We start from the raw sequence: 20076 nt of genomic DNA on the forward strand, positions 1-20076 counted from the left end.
ATTTTTATCAGCGAAAAAAGAAAAGGTTATAAAAAATGAAAAAAGTCTTCATTATAATTCCACTCTTTTTGGGTGGAATTTTATTTTCTCAAAAAAAACCTCAGAAAAAAAATCCTATCAGAAAAACGACCGTTGTAAAATTCAACTATCATGATGAGTTTAAAAAAATCTCAGACGAGATCATGACCAACGGAATAGCATACGATAATTTGGGAGAACTCACAAAAGGCGTGGGTCCACGTTTCAGCGGAACTTCCGGATACGAAAAAGCGGCACAATGGGCAGAAAAAAAGCTGAAAGATATTGGTATTGAAATGATCTGGAGACAGGAAGCCAGAGTTCCTGTTTGGGTACGTGGACGAGAATCTTTACAGATAAAAACTGCCAATGGAGACTGGAAAAATATAAAAATGCTCTCTTTCGGAAATTCTGAAGGAACCGGCGGAAAAGATCTTACCGGAGAAATTGTTCTTATTAATTCAACCGCTGAGCTTAATGCACTATCGATTGGAAAGTTGAAAGACAAAATTGTTTTTGTGAATGTTCCTATGGATCCGAAAATAATTAATACGAGTGATTCTTATTTAAGTACGGCAAAATCAAAATTAATTTCAGCTTCTGTCATTGCCAAAACGGGAGCAAAAGCTTTAATTATAAGATCATTAACAACCGCTAATGACGACATTCCTCATGCTAAAATGATTTATTATGAGGCAGATGATAAAGTGAAAATTCCAGCTTTATCTATTGGTGTCCGTTCAGCAGATGAGCTTGAAAATTTATTAAAAAAGCAAAAAGTAACGGCTAAGATTAGTATGTCTGCCGAATCTAAAGGCGAAACCACAAACCCGAATATCATCGCTGAAATTGGCGGTAAAAAAGATTCTAAAGTTATTGTTTTAGGCGCTCAGCTGGATTCCTGGGATTTTGCTGAAGGCGCACATGATGACGGAACCGGAGTGGTACAGTGCATTGAAGTATTAAGAACTTTGAAAGCACTTGGCTTTGAAAATAATCATACGATAAGAGTGGTATTGTACGCCAACAGTGAAAATGGCGGACAAGGAAGAGAAACCTATGCCGCTTATGTGAAAAAGAAAGAAGAAAAACACGTTTTTGCATTAGGAACCGATGCCGGAGGATATTCCCCGAGAGGATTTTCTTTAGATATGCCACCGCAAAGAAGAAGACAGGTTTTTGAATGGAAAAATTATTTCCTTCCGTATGGTGTGTATGATTTTGATCAAACAGATGCCATTCAGGATATTTCTCCGCTGAAAAAACTGGATATTCCGTTGGCAGAATTGGTGGTAGATACCCAACGATATTTTGATTATCACCATTCCGAGCAAGATACTTTTGATAAAGTAAATAAAAGGGAACTTCTTCTGGGAGCAGTTGCCATGACACAAATGATCCTTATGATTGATAAAAATTGGTAAAATGAAAAAGATATTAGGAACTTCATTATTGCTTCTCAGCTTAGCCGTTTTCGGGCAGGCGAAAGAAGATTCAATACAGTTCAGCAAAATTTCAATTGAAATATTAAATAAAGGAAAAGCATACACCGAATTAAGAGATTTAACGAAAAACATTGGTCACCGTTTGAGCGGTTCTGCGGCTTATGAAAAATCGGTGCAATGGGCCGCTCAGAAACTTCGTGACGCGGGAGCAGATAAGGTTTGGCTTCAGGAAGTAATGATTCCGGTTTGGGAAAGAGGAAGAGAATCCTTAGAGATAAAAACGGCCAACGGAAAATGGAAAAGCCTGAAAATGCTTTCTCTAGGAAACTCTGAAGGAACTGGCGGTAAAGATGTTTCCGGAGAGATCATCATGGTAAAATCGATGGAAGAATACGAAAAACTTCCTGCCGAAAAAGTAAAAGGCAAAATTGTTTTCTTCAACTACCCTTTCAGTCAGTCTTTTGTTCAGACTTTTAACGGATATGGCGATGCGGCAAAATACAGAGTAAATGCTGCGGCATTAACGGCTAAAAAAGGCGGGAAATTCGCGATTATCCGCTCGCTTTCTTCGGCTTTTGATGATGTACCACACACGGGTGGCATGCGTTATGAAGAAAAAGTAGATAAAATTCCTGCCGTTGCCATCGGAAATACCACTGCTGATGATTTGGAAAATGCTTTACAGAAGCAAACGATCACGGCTAAATTAAATTCTAACTGCGGCATGAAGGGTGAGAAACTCTCCCACTCCGTAATTGGTGAACTGACAGGTAAAAAAGATCAAAGCGTCATCGTTGTTGGCGGACATTTGGATTCCTGGGATGTTGGTGAAGGTGCACATGATGACGGAGCCGGAATTGTGCAGAGCATTGAGGTTTTGAGAACATTTAAAAACTTAGGTATTCCGAATAATCATACGATACGTGTTGTTTGTTTTGCGAATGAGGAAAACGGCGTGAAAGGTGGTATCGAGTACGGAAAAGTAGCCAAAGAAAATAAAGAAAGACATCTTTTTGCGATAGAATCTGATGCCGGAGGTTTTTCTCCGCGAGGTGTTGCATTGAATATGGAAGATTTAAGAAGAAAGGAAATCCAAAGTTGGAAGCATCTTTTTATTCCGTATGGAGCATATGATTTTGATGAAAAATATTCGGGAACAGATATTTATCCGCTTCATGATATGGGCGTTCCGACTGCCGAACTGATGCCGGATTCTCAGCGATATTTTGATATTCATCACACCGAAGAAGATACTTTTGAAAAGGTGAACCGAAGAGAATTATTGCTCGGTGCAACTGTAATGACCCAGCTTATTTATATGATTGATAAGAATTGGTAAGCCATAAAGAAACCGCCTTTGTAAGGGCGGTTTTTTGTTTATCTTTTAAACTTATTTCTATTTTTAAAGTTATGAATCAATTCTTTTAAATAATGATCTAAACTTCCTGATTCCCAATTCACATTGATCTTTTTAAAATCATTCCGATAGATTGGCAGAGGTAATTTGGAATGCAACATCGGAGAATTATCTTTTACCGTTTGTAAAAAATCGACATCGAGATTTGATTTTTTAAAATACCGAATGTCTACAATCGTACTTTTCTTTTTAGATTTAAAAATATATAAATTAACATCATATAAATCGGAAAATTCATCTCTTAAAAACTTAATCGCTTTTTCAAAGTCAATGGGAATCTTTTTGCTATTAATTCGATTTTGTAATCTTCTTTTTTCACTTCCTGAAAGCTCTTCTTTCATTTCACTACTATCTGAAAGAATATACTGAATATTGAGAGAAACTTTATTCCAGCAGTAAAGTTCTGCCAATCGGAGCAGATTTAAAATTGCCTCTCGGAATTTCAATGGTATTTCTTCTCTTTCCATAATCGATCTAAAATAGCATGTCTAGATCTTCAATTCTCAATAAGTAAAAGAGGGTAAGAAGATAAAACTAAGTTATTATTCATAAAAAGCAAAAGTAAAATTTTATGCTGAGTTTCATATAAAAAACTTACCGGTGTCTGATATTTTTAAAGGCAGAGACTGGAAATAGAAACATATTATAATCCTGCTTATCCTTTTTTCAAAATAGATATAATGATCCTATTTACTTATAACGCGTTTCAATTTTAAACATTTTATGTTAACCTCCGAATTTTACGACTTAAAAATCTTCTTTATTTAGGATAGTTTATGACTGAAGATGGGGCGAATATTTTAAACAATTCGTATTTTAGCGTTTCTAATTTTTACGAATGTCAATTTTTTCAGATAATATAAGGTTGCTGCGGGCTAAACAAGGGAAAACTCAACGCGAAACTGCCGATCATTTAGAAATTTCCCGCTCAAGATATATTTCCTACGAAAATGCAAGATCCAAACCCCCAATTGATGTAATGGTCAGAATGTCAAAACATTTTCATGTGAGCATTGATCTTTTATTATCTGTAGATATAACGAAATATCCCCTTGAGGATATGCTTAAGCTTCCTGATAACAGAATTGTCTTACCTGTAGTAGTGGATCATGCAGGAAATGAGACCATTGAAATTGTTCCTCAGAAGGCATCTATGGGATATTTAAGCGGTTACAGCGATCCAGGGTATATAGAAAGTTTACAGAGAATTTCTCTTCCTTTTCTGAATAACGGAAAATTCAGAGCTTTTCCGGCCGATGGAGATTCGATGCCTCCGTTTAAAGACGGTTCTTTCATCGTGGGCAAATATGTGGAAAGTCTTACCGAACTGAAAGAAAATAAAACATATATATTTGTGACGGCTAATGACGGGATTACCTACAAGAGATGTAAGGCCAAAAACAGTAATTCTATTACAGTCGCTGCGGACAATTCGTTCTATGATCCGTATGATATCGCCTTTGAAGATATTCTGGAGGTATGGCAATATGCTTCCGGCATCTTTCCTGAGGACTTCTGACAGAGCATTCAGCAAGAAACCGCCCACAGGTAGAGACAGATTCCTGACATAACACATTAAAATGGAACCAAGATCAAATCAGTCTAAGGATCTATTGGTAAATAATTGATAAGAAGGATTTATTATCTAATTTGCATGTGCTTTGTAAGGTCTTTTTCTGCCTGTTTCTAATTTCAGGACAATAATTGTTTTTTAGTGATGATTTTAGCGTTATTTGGCTTTATTATTGAAGCATCAACCCCACACTCTAATATCATTCAATATGAAAAAACATATCGTGATCGTAGGCGGCGGTTTTGCAGGAATTAATCTCATAAAATCTCTCGTAAACGATAAAAGATTCAAAATAACACTTGTTGATAAGAATAACTATCATTTTTTCCCGCCTCTGATCTATCAGGTGGCTACCTCTTTTATTGAGGCATCCAATATCAGTTATCCTTTCAGAAAATTTCTGTCACCTTATAAGCATGTGAAGTTTCATATGGGTGGGCTTACGAATGTTTTGCCTGAATCTAAAACCATTCAAACGGAAACGGGAGAAATCGCCTATGATTATCTTGTGTTGGCATTGGGTACAGAATCTAATTTTTTTGGAATGCAAAATGTCCAAAAATATGCATTACCGATGAAAACAATTGATGAAGCATTATATTTACGAAATTATATGCTTTTAACCCTCGAAGAAGCCGCCCGAAATAAAGACCTTAAAGAAGCACAAAAATTACAAAATATCGTAATTGCAGGCGGCGGACCAACAGGTGTGGAATTAGCTGGGATGATTGCCGAAATGGGAAGTTATATTGCTAAAAAAGAATACCCCGAAATAAAATCTTCATTATCTAATATTTATTTGATAGATGCACTGCCTTCTCTCCTTTCGCCCATGAGTAAAATGGCTCAGCAGGCAGCTTATGATAAACTTACCCGTTTGGGGGTTAAAATTATCCTTAATACGGCAGTTAAAGATTATGCGGATGGTAAAGTCATTCTCGCAGACGGAAAATCTATCGAAACCGAAACCCTGATCTGGACATCAGGAGTGATTGGGCGTGAAGTAAAAGGTCTCCCTGACGAAAGTATCGGCAAAGGACGAAGAATTCTCGTGGATGCCTATAATAAAGTAAACGGAACCGAAAATATTTATGCGTTGGGAGATATTTGTCTTCAATTTTCTGATGAAAAATTTCCGAAAGGTCATCCACAATTAGCACAGGTTGCGATTCAACAAGGTAAGAATCTTGGACAAAATTTCAAAAGAATTGAAGACGAAAAAGTGCTTCATACTTTTGAATATAATGATAAAGGAAGCATGGCGATCATTTCAAAATTCAATGCAGTGGTCGATTTGCCAAAGTTTTCTTTTAAAGGTTTTACAGCATGGCTTACCTGGCTTTTTATCCATATTATTCCTTTGGTTAGTTTTGGAAGCAAAGTCCGTCTGGCCATGGACTGGCTGAGATTATTCATCACCAATAATCCTTCCATCAGATTGATTCTTCGCCCAAAACGAAGCACCTGAAAAGAATCTGAGTTTGAGTATTCCTGATATATTATGTAAATTTACAGATCTATAACAATTCGGTTATGAAATAAAATCTTTATTTACGTGAAAATTCATAATAGAAGAAAATTTCTCAGCTTTCTGAAGTTTAAGAGAGATTTTCAAAAATATGGGCTTGAAAAAGCAAGAAGTTACGAGCTCATCATTCATTGGCTCAACAACAGGTTGAGCAGGAATCAGTTTTTAGTACTTTCGGGAATTATCGTAGGATGTTCTGCTGGTTTGGCAGGTGTTATTTTAAAAACACTGGTTCACTCCATCCATCATTTTATCACCACGAAAGTTCATTTTGAATATCAAATTCTCTTTTATGTAATTTTTCCGTTTTTAGGAATTGTTTTAACGACGAGTATTGTTTTAACGATTTTTAAAGGACAAGACAGAAAAGGAATTGGTGCCATTTTATACGAAATTGCACAGAATTCCAGTATAGTTTCTTCTGTTAAAATGTACTCTCAGATCGTTCAGAGTGCCGTGACTGTAGGGCTTGGTGGTTCCGCAGGCCTGGAAAGTCCGATTGCGGTAACGGGTTCTGCCATTGGTTCTAATTTTGCCCAAACCTATCGATTGAGTTATAAAGAACGTACACTTTTACTGGCTGCGGGTGCCACGGCGGGGATTGCTTCCGCTTTTAACGCTCCGATTGCCGGAATTATGTTTGCCTTTGAAATTTTATTAACGGGAGTTGTCTTTACAGATTTCATTCCTTTAGTCGTAGCAGCAGTTTGCGGAAGTTTACTTTCAAGAGTTTTATTACAGGAAGATGTACTTTTCAGATTTTATACAAGAGAAGCTTTTAATTATAGAAATCTTCCTTATTATCTGATTTTAGGAATTGTAACAGGCTTATACGCAAGATATTTCGTGGTAATTTCTCAAAAAGTAGAACATTTTATCAAAGGGCTGAAAATGTCGCGTTTAAGAAAAGCAATGTTTGGTGGCGCTGTTTTATCTTTGTTATGCGTTCTCTTTCCGCCTTTATTCGGTGAAGGTTATGAAACCGTGAAAGCATTTACCAACGGAGATACCCATTTAATTATAGAAAACAGCCTTTTTAGGTATTTTGAAATTAAAGAGATTACGATCATTATTTTCCTGATTCTGGTTTTATTATTAAAGGCTTTTGCCACTTCTTTTACTATTTTTAGCGGCGGAAACGGCGGTAATTTTGCACCTTCACTTTTTGCCGGAGGAACTGTTGGTTATCTATTCGCTATTGTTTGTCAACAAATTGGTTTTACGGAAGTTCCTGTTACGAATTTAGTTTTGGTAGGAATGGCAGGAGCAATGAGTGGTGTTATGTATGCCCCATTAACAGCTATTTTCCTGATTGCAGAGTCAAGTTTTGGATATGATCTTTTTATTCCTTTAATGATTGTTTCCATTATGTCTTATTTAATTGCAAAATGGTTCTCTCCTATTTCTCCTGAACTTAAATCATTGGCAGATCAGGGAAAAATTTTCACTAATAAGCACGATAAGAATTTATTGTTTTCATTAAAAACTGAAGATTTCATTGACAGCTATTCTCAGGCAGTTAACGAAAATGCTCCGATTACAGAATTATTTGAATTAATTAAAAACGGAAATAAAAATATTTTCGCTGTAATTGATGAAAATAAATCATTAAAAGGAATTGTAACCATAGATGATATAAGACCTTATCTTTTTTCAAATGAGGAAATTTCAACAACGATTACTAAAATTATGAAAGTTCCGCCAGCTATTATTCATCCTGAAGATCAGCCGCTCGATATTCTTCAGACCTTTGATGATACCGGAGTTTGGAATTTGCCAGTTGTAAATAAAGAAAATCAGTTTATCGGTTTTATTTCTAAATCAAAAATTTTAACGAGTTACAGACAATTGTTAAAAGAATATTCAGATTAAAATCAATTTTATAAAAAATCAGTTTAAAGTAATTTTAAATTTAACCGCAAAAGAAACAATAGACTTTATCGGAGTAATTTAAAGTATTTCAAAAGTTTGCAAAAAGAAAAAAATCTTTGATTTTTTTGACTTATGTACTCTTTTTTGCATTTAACTATTAAACTTAAAGTAATTAAAGTATAAAAATCTTTTGCCTCTTTTGTGGTAAAAAAGTTAAACAAGTTTAAAATCAAAAAGCCGTTCAATATTGTATTGAGCGGCTTTTATCTATCTAAAAAAATAATTAAGTCAATTTTAAAGGCTTACTTTGTTTAAAAGTTCCACATCATCACTGCTTAATTGGATATTGGGGGCAGCAAACAAGGTTTCCAACTGCGATTTACTTGTTGCACTTACAATTGGTGCAGTAATTAAAGGATTTGCCAATAACCAAGCCAATGCTACGGCGCCTTGTGTTGTTTCATGTTTAGAACTGATTTCATCCAATGCTTTCAAAACTTCCAAACCTTTAGGATTTAGATATTTTCTTACGCCCTCACCTCTTGGACTTTTTGATAAATCGGCTTCATCACGGTATTTTCCAGTTAAAAATCCTGCAGCTAAAGACCAATAAGGAAATACGCTTAAACCAAATTGCTCAACCAAAGGAGCATAATTAGATTCAAAACCTTCTCTTTCCAGTAAATTATAATGAGGCTGCAGCGCAACATATTTCGGGAAATTATTTTTCTCGGCCACTTCAAAAGATTCTTTCAGCCTTTCCGGAGAAACATTAGAAGCTGCAATATAGCGCACTTTTCCTGCTTTTACAATTTCATCATATGCCGACAAAGTTTCTTCTACCGGTGTTTTATTGTCGTCAAAATGCGTGTAATAAATATCGATATAATCGGTCTGAAGTCTTTGCAAGGATTCATCCACAGATTTTAAAATATGTTTTTTACTGATATCGAAGCCGTGTTCTTTTGTTTCAGAACCTACTTTTGTAGCGATCACCAAGCCGTGTCTGTTGGCGCGTTCTTTCATCCATTTTCCGATGATTTCTTCGGATTGACCACCTTTTCCGTTCACCCACCAAGAGTACGTATCTGCTGTGTCTATAAAATTGAAACCTCCCGCAATGAACTGATCTAAAATATCAAAAGACTGTTTTTCATCGAGCGTCCATCCGAAAACATTTCCTCCAAAATTAATTGGCGCGATTGACAGATCGGTATTTTTTATTTTTCTTTTTTCCATGAGAATGATTAAGATTAAAGAATTATTTATTGAATAGCTTAAAGATAGCGAATAATATTTTTGATTAATGGTTTAATCTCTCTATACAACTCATTTTTTTTGTCAATGAAAAAAGACCAACTTTTTTAGCTTGTCTTTATATTCTATAAAAGATTTTATGATTAAATCTCTCCCATCACGTACATATTTTTCATGGTTGGGATCGTACTTCCGCCTTGCTTTTCTAAAGTAATTGCAAAGGCCTGAGCATTAGAAATATTCGCTAAAGCAATTTCGCTGTCTTTTTCAAGCGTGTACATTCCTGCATTTACAGGTTTGCCATCTTCAATGGCCCAAAGCTGATAGTGTATACCATCAGGTGCTTTTGGAAGACTTTCGGCGGTAAGATAAACATCTTTCGTATTTTTATTCCAGAAAACCATGGCTTTGGAATCGGTATGCTTTTCAACACCTTTTAGCATCACCACTTCCATATTCGGATCGGTTGTCATATCCATCTTAGGGTTCATTTTCTGCATCGCAAGATCCTGATATTTTTTATGATTGTTCATATCCGCAATCTCGGTCTTCAATTGATTATAAATTTCGGCTAAAGCCTTTAGAAGTCTCATCTTTTTGTCCTATTGATCTGGTAGAATATCTTATAGATCGAACTCACGTTAGGAATAAAATGACAAAAAAAGAGGCTGCCAACTATTGGGACAACCTCTTATTATCTTTTCTTTTCAGATTGATTATTTCACTTTTACCAGCTCAACATCAAAGATTAACCATGCATTTGGCGGGATCACTCCTCCGGCTCCTCTTTCTCCATAACCCATCGCTGGCGGAATCAGTAAGGTCGCAGTTTCACCTTCTTTCAGCAAAACAATTCCTTCGTCCCAACCTTTGATTACCCTTCCCATTCCAATTGGGATCTCAATAGGCTCATTTCTGTCGAATGACGAGTCGAATTTCGTCCCGTCAACTAATTTTCCTGCATAATGAACAGATACATTATCTCCTGCCTTTGCAGCTTTCCCATCCGTTGTTTTAGTGATTTTATAGTAAAGACCGGATTCTGTTACCTGCATCCCCGCTTTCAGGTCTTCCACCATTTTCAACTGGTTCGCTTTGAATTCTTCTTCTTTTTTCTTCTTTTCAGCCTCTTCTTTAGCAATAAAAGCTTTATTATTTTCAGCTATTTTAGCTTTTCCTTCATTAAAGGTTTTTGCCGCATCGTAGTTTTTATACTCATCACCTTTGCTGAAAATTCCTACTTTTTCAAGAACAATATCCGTTTTAGGCTTGTCCTGAGCTCCTTTTTCAACATTGGCAATGGCATCGATCACATCCTCTCCCTTTACTACTTTTCCGAAGATGGTATGTCTTCCGTCCAACCAAGGGGTAGCTACTTCGGTGATGAAAAACTGAGAACCATTAGTATTCGGTCCTGAATTAGCCATCGAAAGTATACCTTTCCCTGTGTGTTTTAGATCATTTTTCTCGTCTTCGAACTTATATCCGGGATCTCCCATTCCTGTTCCCTGGGGATCTCCTCCCTGGATCATAAAATCTTTGATCACTCTGTGGAAGATGGTTCCGTCGTAATAAGGAACTCCTTTTGCTTTTGCTTTGTTATCAATTTTACCTTCAGCAAGACCAATAAAATTAGCCACTGTTACTGGTGCCTTTTTGTCTTCAAACTGTACAATTAAGTTCCCTTTTGTCGTCTGAATATTAGCGTAAAGTCCGTCTTTAAGCCCTTCGTAAGTTTCTTTGTCTACGTTCATTTTTTTATAAATTGGTGTACAACTCATCAGCGAAACACTTGCCGCTGCCAGAATTATATTCTTGTTAAACAATCTCATTGGGTTATAATGCTTTTAATTTTATGATTAATGGTACATCGTTATCGATCTTCTTTTCATCTCCATAGGTCCCGTAGGCCAGAGAAGATGGAACAAGAAGTGTAACTTTTTCACCCTCACGTATAAAACGTAAGGCATCCTCTACCGCATTTATTTCATCAAAATGGCCGAATTTGGCATCTCTTCTTTCAGTCGGGTGATCATAAATTTTAGTTTGATCAAAATCATAGATATCATAAGAATAGGAAATCAGGGTGTTGTCCTGCCTTTTTTCTCTCTGACTATAGTTTTCTATGCTGACCCAATAGTTCAACGGCATCTGATAATACCTGACAGATTGCCCTTCGATCCAGTGTGCTATGTGAATTCTTTCAACATCATTGAGATTCCTCATTCTCTGTTTCGAAACATCCAGATCTTTTTGACTTAAGACACCCCCCACCGGAGGATGCGCAGTTTGAGTATTTCTATTGCAGCCCAGCAACCCCAATACCGATATGAAGAGTATTTTTTTCATAAACTTTTGCGAAAATACGGATTTCAGGAATTACTTACAAACTTGAAGGACTAATTAAGGAGCACAGTTCATTGTTTGAAACAAAAGTGCCCTATATCATCATAAGACAAAAGAAGCAGCATTCGGTTGGCCTCTCATTATAAAAAAGAGGTAAACAATTATCTGTTTGAGAATGAGGGGAATGATATACATAACAAAAAAACCGGGATTATTGTATAATCATAAACAATAATCCCGGTTTCCGAAATATTCTTTATAGCGATTTACGCATGAAATCCAAACTTCGTTTTGCCAGTTCTTCAGCTTCATAAGGTGATTTTTGCCATAGTGAAACCATCTGCTGCATTCCGGGAATGGAGGAAGAAAAATTTTCCAGAACGAGATTTCCTTCAAAATCTATTTCTTTTAATGCCCTAAATAATTCGTCCCAGCAGACAGTTCCTTCTCCCAGCATTCCCCGGTGCGACTCTGTCATGTGAAGATGCTTTAATTTTTTGCCTGCAAAAATAATAGGATCATAAAAATTACGCTCTTCAATATTCATATGGAAGGTATCTAAATGGACAAAAAGGCTATCTTTCTCTGTTTTTGAAATGAGCTCTAATACATTCTGAGCGGTATTGCAGACATAGCTTTCATATCGGTTAATGGGTTCAATGGCGATATTTACTCCTTTTTCTTTTGCATAATCTGCCACAGTACTCCAGACATCGACAATAATTTCCGCTTCCGTTTCCGTTAAAGGATTTCCTGAAAAAGCACCTATTCCTCCGTGAAGTACTCCTCCAAGAAGATCTGTTTCAAGTTCTGCTGTTTTATCAATTGCCTTTTTGATCAATTCTTCGGCCACCTTCGGATAAAAAGCAATATGCGCGTCTTTTGGTAAGTTTAAAGAACAAACGACCCCTAAATCATGAGTTTTCAATTGTTTTTTAACTTCACGCGAATTAACTTCCATGGATGGCGGAAGGAGAATTTCAATAAGATCAAATCCTGACTGTGCTGTTTTTTCAATAGCATATTTTCCGGCTTCAGGTGTCCAGACAGGTGTAATCCATGAAAGAAGGGATGCCCCAAATTTTATATTCATTGTAAATTTTATCTGTTGTATTAAATTAAAATATCCACCATTCCGTTCTAACTCCCAAATAGGTTCCGAATCGTTTAGCACCGGACTGTTGGAGAAATGGAGAATAAAGTAAATTCATTGCCTGGTCATTATATCTTGAAACTTCGGCAATCAATCTGATATGCGGTCTTGCCCAAACGCTTCTTTCGGCTGTAGGAACAATTGTAGGGGCTAATACCAGTTTCATCATAGATGCAGGATTTTGTGTTCCGTCTTTTCGTACTGCATAATGCAGTTCAGATAAAATATGAAACCAGTTATTGAAATAATACGTTGCTCTAACCCCTGTATTAAACTCTGATTTTTTGTTAAATATATCTCTTTTATAATAATCCACGGCCTTATTATTACTGTCGGAACCTCCTTTACTTTGGGTATAAACAGCATACGCGTTCAATGACCATCGGTTTGAAAGATTTAACAAAATATGCTCCACAGCGGTTAGGGAATACGCTCCGTTATATTTTCCTGTCTGTTCATCAGGTGCTCCATAGGTTCTCCAGGTCTGGGTATTTCCTGCATCTCCGCCATTGGCGATACCAGTTCCATAACGCAGTGAAATCTGATTGAAAGAACCCGGAAGCTTTGTTTTAAGATCTGTATTCAATTTTACACCCAATACCCAACCATGATCGGAAGGATATTGTTCTACCGAATTTTTGCCTGATCGGTCAACGTTATGAAACTCGGCCAGAAATTTCAGATTATTATTTTTAAAAGGCAGGATATGCTCCAGAATGAAGACTTCCCGTTGTCTGTAAATTAAATTCTTGGTCCCGCTGATGATGTTGGTATAGGAATAAGGTGTAGAGTTGCTGGCTGCAGTATCAATAACCGCAGGAAAAAACATAGAAAATCTTGTATTTTTATGCCTGATTCCCCAGCCTGTTGCTGAATGATCATCAAAATAAAAATAGTCCGCGATATGCACATCATCATATCTCAACCATCGTGATCCTGCCCATACATCCCAATCGCTTCCCATGATATTTCTGGCTTCCACAAATGCTTCCGGCAAAGCGATAATCATTCCTCTGTTAGATTTTGTATCTACATTTCCCAAAAATGTGCCTCCCGAATAAAAGCTTAGTCTGGTCTGGAGATCTATTTTTGTAGCTTTTGTACTGTCACCCCCGACAACCGGCGTAAAATGAAAGGTTGGTAAGAAGTCCACGTAATCCCCCTGATCCATCCTTCCACCCAACGAACCCTGGTTATCAAGGTTCAGTTGCCTACCTGTACGCCCGTCTGCGTTGGGTGAATACCCAACACCAATTCTCCCGGTGGTCCCAAATGAAAACTTCTTATTCGTAATTTGAATCTGGGCATAGTTTAACTGGCTGATCAGAAATATGATTAGAAAATAGCTTTTCAAAAGTTTCTTTTTCATCGCTTAACGGGAAGTTTTAGGTTTATAAAACTTTAAAGCAAATAAAACAATGATAACATAACATATAATAGGCAAAAGAAAAGAATGGGCTACATCTTTTTCAGCAATGATTCCCATGATGGGCGTGAAAAATGCTCCTCCGAACATCGCCATAACTAAAAATGAAGAAGCCTGCGCTACTTTTCCGCCTAATTTTTTCAATCCTAAACTGAAAATGGTGGGATACATTACACTTAAGAAAAAGTTTAACAGAATTAAACTAATGAAGGAAACCCATCCGAAGCTTTGAGAAATTATTAAACAAAGTACAATATTGCAGGACGTAAAAATGGCCAATACTTTGTTGGGTGCAATATATTTCATTAAGAAGGTCCCGATAAATCGTCCAATCATCATCATCGCCATACTTAAGGAGAAGTAATATGAAGCCTCTGTTTCCTGAAGATGCATTTTCTCTACTCCATAGTTAATGAAGAATGCCCATGTGCCGCCTTGTGCTGCGACATTAAAAAACTGAGCGACCACAGCCCATAAAAAATGTTTCTGCTTCCAAAGCGGAGCACCGGAATCAACCGCGGCTTCTTCATTTTCACCGGCGGCATGCTCTGCCAGTTCAATCTCTTCAGCATGAGGATCCTTAAGTTCCGGAACTTTAATAAAGAAAAAAATGATGGCCAAAACCAATACAATAATTCCAATCCATGTGTATAGACTTTTAACCGAGTCCAGCGAATGGTCGTCTCCCGAACCTCCGAAAATAAAGATTCCGCCAAGTAGAGGCCCCATAATAGCTCCCAGCCCGTTGAATGACTGGGCGAAATTGACTCTCTGATCGCTCGTGCGTTCATCACCCAAAGCTGCCACAAAAGGGTGCGCTACTGTTTCTAGTGTTGCCATTCCCAGTGCCAGAATAAAAAGGGCAATTCTGAAAAATGTGAAAGAGGAATTATCCGCGGCCGGCACAAATAAAAAAGCTCCGCCGGCAAATAATGTCAGCCCTAAAATAACTCCTTTTTTATACCCGAATTTTTTCATGAATAATCCGGCAGGAATTCCCATCAGTGCGTAAGCTCCGAAAATAGAAAGCTGTACCAGTCCGGATTTGGCTTTTGAGATATGTAAAACATTCTGAAAATGCTTATTAAGTACATCCCCCATTGTTAAAGCAACCGCCCAGAAAAAGAACAGAGAGGTAACGAAAGAAAGTATGATCACATACTTTCTTTCAGTGAATTTTACTGACTTCATAGGTGTTTTTTTTAAATTTTATATAATTAAATTTCATTGTTAACTTTAAATTTTTGAAATTCCTCCTTAGTATAATCGGGGCATGCTCCGGCTTTTGAAGTAATAAATGCTCCCAGAGAAATAGCTTCTGTCATAATCTCTTCAGGACTTTTATTCTGAATTCTTTTGGAAATAAACCCTGCAAGAAAAGAATCTCCACTGCCCACCGTATCCACAATGGTAATAGGTACTGCCGTGAAGCCGTAATTATGATTCTCCACAAAATACCTCGCTCCCTTGCTTCCTTTTGTGAGAACAATCTCCTTAATATTAAAGTGGTTCTGAATATAGGCTGCACTTTCGTCCTCACTTTTATATTCTTCGCTTAAAAATTGCATAATCTGCTTCATCTCTGCTTTGTTCATTTTTACAATGTCGGCTTTATGAAGAAGCTCTTTAATTAAATTAATATCAATAAATGGCGGACGGAAATTCACATCAAATATTTTAAGTCTGGCCAATTCAAGCAATTTGAAAAGGGTTTCTCTCGTTTTTTCGTTTCTGGCCGACAAACTTCCGAATACAAAAGCTTCTGCATTAGAGATTAATGATTCGTGCTCAGGTAAAAACTCTATATAATCCCAGGCGACATGATTAATGATGTCGTAGGTTGCTTCGTTATGCTCATCAATTTTTGCAACCACAGTGCTAGTCGGTTTTTCCTCATCAATCTGGATATATTCTGTTGTAAGCCCCCACCCTTCTATCTGCTTCAATAATTTACTTCCGAGTTCGTCGTTTCCGACTCTGCTCAACATTTTTACATCGGTTCCGGATTTGTAAATATTATAGGCAGCATTGAAAGGCGCCCCTCCTGCTTTTGAACCCTGAGGGAAAATATCCCAAAGAACTTCCCCAAAACATACTACATATGGATTTTCATTTATCATAGGTTAAACGTTTAAATAATTAACTAAATTTTTTATTTTACTGAATTTTTTCTTATTAATTTCGCTGAAAAAGAAACTTTTTTTCCATTAGGGATATATTTATTAATCTGAGCGTCAAGTAGTTTTACAGATTCCTGAGCCATTTCTGCCAAAGGCTGCTGAACATAATCAATTTCTGTGGGAAAAAGTTTGTAGGCTTCTGTTTCATCAAATGCAATCACCGATATGTCCTGAGGAACGCGGATGTTATTTTTGTTCAAATAGCTAAGTCCTGCCACGGCAAGCTTGTTACTGGAAAAATAAATCGCGGTGCTGCGGGAGATTTTTTTAAGACTTTTTGCAAGCTCTGTGTCAATATCTTTAGCGATATTATGGATACCTATTAAAACTTTTTTATGATGAATCGTGGAGGATGCAATCTGCCGGTCAAATCCTTCCTGTCTGTCTAATAAGTGTTGAAGTTTAGTATCATAGCCGACATAGATAATTTCTTCAAAATTTTTCTCAATTAAAAACTCGCAAATGTATTCTGAAATCTCAGCATTATTGATCATAACCCCGGGGATGGCCACATTTTTCAAATACCGGTCAACGGTGATAATCGGGTATTCTTCCTTAATCAGTTTTCTGATGGCATCATCAGAATCTACCACAGGAGCCACTATCATTCCGTCTACCTGCTGTTCCGAAAAAAGTTCGGTTAGTTTTCTAAATTTTTCCGGATTCTCATCTGAACTTCCTATCAGAAGCGTATAGCCCAGTTTCATTGCTTCATCTTCTATATTTCTTGCGATATGAGAATAAAAGTCGTTGGAGATATCTGCAACAATAAGCCCGATCAGTTTACTTTTATTGGTCTTAAGACTTTTGGCGATCTTATTGGGGATATAGTTAATCGTTTCAGCCACGTCCAGTATTTTTTTCTTGGTGGCTTCACTGATGCGGCTTCCTTCTTTTCTGTTGAGCACATAAGAAACCGTTGCTACGGATACTCCGGCAATTTTTGCGATATCTTTAATGGAAGCTCTTTTCATAGAAAATGATTTACTGTACAAAAGTATTTCATAAAATAGGTACAATACAATACCCTATTTTTTTTGGCTATTTAAAAAAATATTGTACTTTCGCGGATTTTTGAATTGAAACTCTTTTTATATTTAATTTGCTGTTTACTAATTTGTTATAGTGGTGACTGATTCTTTTGTATTAATTTTATGTTAAATAAATATGAACCATAGCGATGATTTATGCTAAATTAGGTTAAACGTTTATCCTTATAAAAAGTAAAAAATAGTAAAATTTATCCTTATTTTACGCTTTAAAGTCTCTGAAAACTATTAATTGCCTGAGGTCAATCAATAAAATGTTCCACTGGATCAACAGGGACGCTCTTCAGTCCGTCTAAAAAAGATGAAACTCCTAGAGGTTTTAACCAACATGGATGATCAATTTCGGCTAAGGCCTCCATTCGATGTGAAATTTTTTCATCCGGCTGAAGCCTAACGTTATTGATGCACATATTAATAATCATAAAATCAATATTCTAAATTGTTATTGTTGCTTTTAATCGGAATCATATTATTTATAATTAAAAGTTGGATTAAGAGTCTGTTTATATTTTATTTATATTGCATTTATTGATTGAGCGAAGGTTTTTACCTAATGCTTTTTTTTGACGCAAAGTTTTAGCTGAAAAGCACAGTTATATTTTAGTGAGCAAAGCAGAATCAACAAGTCGATTTGATGAAGCTGTATTTTCAAGCTTCGCGAAGCAAATTCATTTGTCTTTGCCTTCTAAAAAAAGCAGAAAGCCATAAAATCTTTGCGTTTTAAAAAAACGCATTAATCAAAATTTTAAACGGGCTCTAAGTCTTATCGAAATATTTATTGTAGATTTTACTTTATCTTTGGTTTCTCTTTTAAGCGTATTTTTCACTTCCTGTTCTCGTTTTGGCTCGCCAGGTCTTCACATATACGAAGTAAAAAATACATCATAAAATAATATATAATAGAAAGCTAGTACAATTTAACCACGCTATAAAATTAATGGACATAAACGAAATTCTTGATTCGATTTATAAACTGCCGGAGTCTTCAAAGGAAAATTTGCAACAGTATATTACCGAAGTTTCCTTCCCTAAGTCCTTTGGTCTCATGGAAGCGGATAAAGTGATTCCTTATATTTATTTTATTAAAAAAGGAATGGTACGTGCCTATGCTTCAAGGGAAGGAAATGATATCACTTTCTGGTTTGGACATGAGGGCGAAACAGTTGTTTCGATGAAAAGTTATGTGGAAGACAAACCCGGTTACGAAAATATCGAACTTCTTGAAGATTGTGAACTTTATAAGCTGGAAACTCAAACTTTAAGAAAATTATTCAATGAAGATATTCATATTGCCAATTGGGGAAGAAAATTTGCGGAACGTGAACTGGTAAAAACAGAAGAGCTTATCATCTCAAGACAATTCAAAACCTCTTTGGAACGGTACAAAGATCTGATGCGCGATAAACCAAGTCTTTTAAGGAGAGTTCAGCTGGGACATATTGCCTCTTATTTAGGAATTACGCAGGTGAGTTTGAGTAGAATTCGGGCGGAGATTAAGTGAGGGGTTGGGTTATAGTGTTGGAGAGTTTGAGGGTCTTAGAGTTTGAGGGTCTTAGAGTTTGGGAGTCTGAGTGTAAAGAGGTTTAGAGTATATATTGCTTTTTGATGTTTTTGCATTACTAAAAATAAATTCATTTTTTAACAATTGTAAAATTTTCTACGCTTCTAAATTCGGAACTTTGCGCGAGAAAATTATAAAAAATGAATTGGATTATCTTAATTATCGCAGGATTATTTGAAGTCGCATTTGCGTCATGTTTGGGAAAAGTAAAGGAAACTTCCGGAAACATCATGTATTTATGGTTTGCGGGATTTCTTATTTCTTTAACGGTAAGTATGCTTTTACTCATTAAAGCGACTCAAACTTTACCCATTGGAACCGCATATGCAGTCTGGACGGGTATTGGAGCGATAGGAACCGTCTTAATGGGCATTTTTTTCTTTAAAGATCCTGTTAGTTTCTGGAGAATATTTTTCATCATAACATTGGTGGGGTCTGTGATCGGATTAAAATTTGTTTCTCACTAAGTAAAGAATTATATTTTTTTCATATCTTAGTGAAAATTTTTAAGTTATGAAAAAAGCTTTATTCTTATTATTAGCAGGCGGTTTGTTATCTGCACAAACCTCGGAGTTGATCTCTTACGACTGGTACATGACTAAAATGGTGACCAACAGCGGACAAACGACAGATGTTCCAACAAAAGACGGTGGCATTCAGGCATCCAATTTTGTAGCAAACGGTGGCACGAGTTTCACTTTTAGTTCAAAGTACTTTAACACCGCTACATTAGGATTCAATACCATGCCGGGAAGTACGTACATCACTAAATCTTCAGGAAGCTGTACCTCAGCGGTCTATAATGGAACTAATGCAACAGCAGTAGCAGATTATGATCAGAAAAACTGTAATCTTTACACAAATTCAACTCCACAATCATTCTATCATTATGAAATTCAAACAAGTGGTAACACAAAAACATTGATTATGACGGCTCCGCTTGGAGATAAGTTCTATTATAATGGTGTGCCATCGGCTGTATTGGGAACGAGTGAAACCGGAGTGAAGAGCAAAACATTCTCTGCTTATCCAAATCCAGTAAGAGAAACATTAACGATTGACCATGTGGCTAAAAATGTTCCTGTAAAAATCTATGATCTGTCAGGAAAACTATTGATTGAAACAAAAACAACGGATAGTAAAACAACGATCAATACTAATGATTTACCGAAAGGACAATATATTTTGTCTGTAGAAAATTATAAAGGTCAGGCCTTTATCAAAAACTAAAACTTCAATCAAATTAATAAA

General features: G+C 36.3%; 18 protein-coding genes. 8 read left to right on the forward strand and 10 right to left on the reverse strand.

Annotated features, from left to right (window positions below; all coding sequences use genetic code 11):
• Nucleotides 1-35: 35 nt before the first annotated feature.
• Together VUJ46_RS03520 and VUJ46_RS03525 are read left to right on the forward strand one after the other, a co-directional pair.
• Nucleotides 36-1442, forward strand: coding sequence for a M28 family peptidase (locus VUJ46_RS03520; protein WP_326983628.1), 1407 nt, complete (start codon nucleotides 36-38; stop codon nucleotides 1440-1442).
• Between the two features lies 1 nt (nucleotide 1443).
• Nucleotides 1444-2802, forward strand: a complete 1359-nt coding sequence (locus VUJ46_RS03525; RefSeq protein ID WP_326983629.1) for a M28 family peptidase — start codon at nucleotides 1444-1446, stop codon at nucleotides 2800-2802.
• Between the two features lie 38 nt (nucleotides 2803-2840).
• On the opposite strand, the gene VUJ46_RS03530 is transcribed toward VUJ46_RS03525, so the two are convergent.
• Nucleotides 2841-3347 (reverse strand): hypothetical protein, encoded by a 507-nt coding sequence (locus tag VUJ46_RS03530; protein WP_326983630.1) that lies wholly within the window; start codon nucleotides 3345-3347, stop codon nucleotides 2841-2843.
• Nucleotides 3348-3718: 371 nt separating this feature from the next.
• On the opposite strand from VUJ46_RS03530, the gene VUJ46_RS03535 reads away from it, so the two are divergent.
• The 3 genes from VUJ46_RS03535 to VUJ46_RS03545 all read left to right on the forward strand — a co-directional run bounded on the left by VUJ46_RS03535 (nucleotide 3719) and on the right by VUJ46_RS03545 (nucleotide 7853).
• The gene (locus VUJ46_RS03535) at nucleotides 3719-4399 is read left to right on the forward strand and encodes a LexA family transcriptional regulator (RefSeq protein ID WP_326983631.1); all 681 of its coding nucleotides are present in this window, start codon (nucleotides 3719-3721) and stop codon (nucleotides 4397-4399) included.
• Nucleotides 4400-4661: 262 nt separating this feature from the next.
• The gene (locus VUJ46_RS03540; RefSeq protein ID WP_326983632.1) at nucleotides 4662-5921 is read left to right on the forward strand and encodes an NAD(P)/FAD-dependent oxidoreductase; all 1260 of its coding nucleotides are present in this window, start codon (nucleotides 4662-4664) and stop codon (nucleotides 5919-5921) included.
• A gap of 87 nt (nucleotides 5922-6008) precedes the next feature.
• The gene (locus tag VUJ46_RS03545) at nucleotides 6009-7853 is read left to right on the forward strand and encodes a chloride channel protein (protein WP_326983633.1); all 1845 of its coding nucleotides are present in this window, start codon (nucleotides 6009-6011) and stop codon (nucleotides 7851-7853) included.
• 294 nt (nucleotides 7854-8147) lie between these two features.
• Here VUJ46_RS03545 and VUJ46_RS03550 read toward each other — a convergent pair whose 3' ends face one another.
• From VUJ46_RS03550 to VUJ46_RS03590, 9 genes are all read right to left on the reverse strand, one after another.
• Nucleotides 8148-9092 (reverse strand): aldo/keto reductase, encoded by a 945-nt coding sequence (locus tag VUJ46_RS03550; protein ID WP_326983634.1) that lies wholly within the window; start codon nucleotides 9090-9092, stop codon nucleotides 8148-8150.
• Nucleotides 9093-9253: 161 nt separating this feature from the next.
• Nucleotides 9254-9703: an anti-sigma factor gene (locus VUJ46_RS03555; RefSeq protein ID WP_326983635.1), complete on the reverse strand. Its 450-nt coding sequence runs from the start codon at nucleotides 9701-9703 to the stop codon at nucleotides 9254-9256.
• A 123-nt stretch (nucleotides 9704-9826) separates the two neighbouring features.
• A complete protein-coding gene (locus VUJ46_RS03560) occupies nucleotides 9827-10864 on the reverse strand; it encodes a peptidylprolyl isomerase (protein ID WP_326983636.1) in 1038 nt (345 codons plus the stop codon).
• Nucleotides 10865-10946: 82 nt separating this feature from the next.
• Nucleotides 10947-11459 (reverse strand): FKBP-type peptidyl-prolyl cis-trans isomerase, encoded by a 513-nt coding sequence (locus VUJ46_RS03565; RefSeq protein ID WP_326983637.1) that lies wholly within the window; start codon nucleotides 11457-11459, stop codon nucleotides 10947-10949.
• A gap of 253 nt (nucleotides 11460-11712) precedes the next feature.
• The gene (locus VUJ46_RS03570) at nucleotides 11713-12549 is read right to left on the reverse strand and encodes a sugar phosphate isomerase/epimerase family protein (RefSeq protein ID WP_326983638.1); all 837 of its coding nucleotides are present in this window, start codon (nucleotides 12547-12549) and stop codon (nucleotides 11713-11715) included.
• 25 nt (nucleotides 12550-12574) lie between these two features.
• A complete protein-coding gene (locus VUJ46_RS03575) occupies nucleotides 12575-13978 on the reverse strand; it encodes a carbohydrate porin (RefSeq protein ID WP_326983639.1) in 1404 nt (467 codons plus the stop codon).
• Between the two features lie 3 nt (nucleotides 13979-13981).
• A complete protein-coding gene (locus VUJ46_RS03580) occupies nucleotides 13982-15226 on the reverse strand; it encodes a sugar MFS transporter (RefSeq protein WP_326983640.1) in 1245 nt (414 codons plus the stop codon).
• Between the two features lie 26 nt (nucleotides 15227-15252).
• Entirely contained in the window at nucleotides 15253-16155 is a 903-nt protein-coding gene (locus VUJ46_RS03585) for a carbohydrate kinase family protein (RefSeq protein ID WP_326983641.1), read from the reverse strand.
• Between the two features lie 32 nt (nucleotides 16156-16187).
• Nucleotides 16188-17189 carry a LacI family DNA-binding transcriptional regulator gene (locus VUJ46_RS03590; protein ID WP_326983642.1) on the reverse strand — a complete coding sequence of 334 codons (1002 nt, stop codon included), beginning with the start codon at nucleotides 17187-17189 and terminating at the stop codon, nucleotides 16188-16190.
• 1012 nt (nucleotides 17190-18201) lie between these two features.
• Here VUJ46_RS03590 and VUJ46_RS03595 point away from each other — a divergent pair.
• The 3 genes from VUJ46_RS03595 (at nucleotide 18202) to VUJ46_RS03605 (ending at nucleotide 20055) form a co-directional block, all read left to right on the forward strand.
• The gene (locus VUJ46_RS03595) at nucleotides 18202-18765 is read left to right on the forward strand and encodes a Crp/Fnr family transcriptional regulator (RefSeq protein ID WP_326983643.1); all 564 of its coding nucleotides are present in this window, start codon (nucleotides 18202-18204) and stop codon (nucleotides 18763-18765) included.
• A 200-nt stretch (nucleotides 18766-18965) separates the two neighbouring features.
• On the forward strand, nucleotides 18966-19292 hold the full coding sequence (locus VUJ46_RS03600) for a DMT family transporter (protein WP_326983644.1): 327 nt from the start codon (nucleotides 18966-18968) through the stop codon (nucleotides 19290-19292).
• A gap of 46 nt (nucleotides 19293-19338) precedes the next feature.
• Complete coding sequence (locus VUJ46_RS03605; protein ID WP_326983645.1) at nucleotides 19339-20055, forward strand: T9SS type A sorting domain-containing protein; 717 nt, start codon at nucleotides 19339-19341, stop codon at nucleotides 20053-20055.
• Nucleotides 20056-20076 lie beyond the last annotated feature (21 nt).

Source organism: Chryseobacterium sp. MYb264 (genome assembly GCF_035974275.1).
Classification (GTDB): Bacteria; Bacteroidota; Bacteroidia; order Flavobacteriales; family Weeksellaceae; genus Chryseobacterium.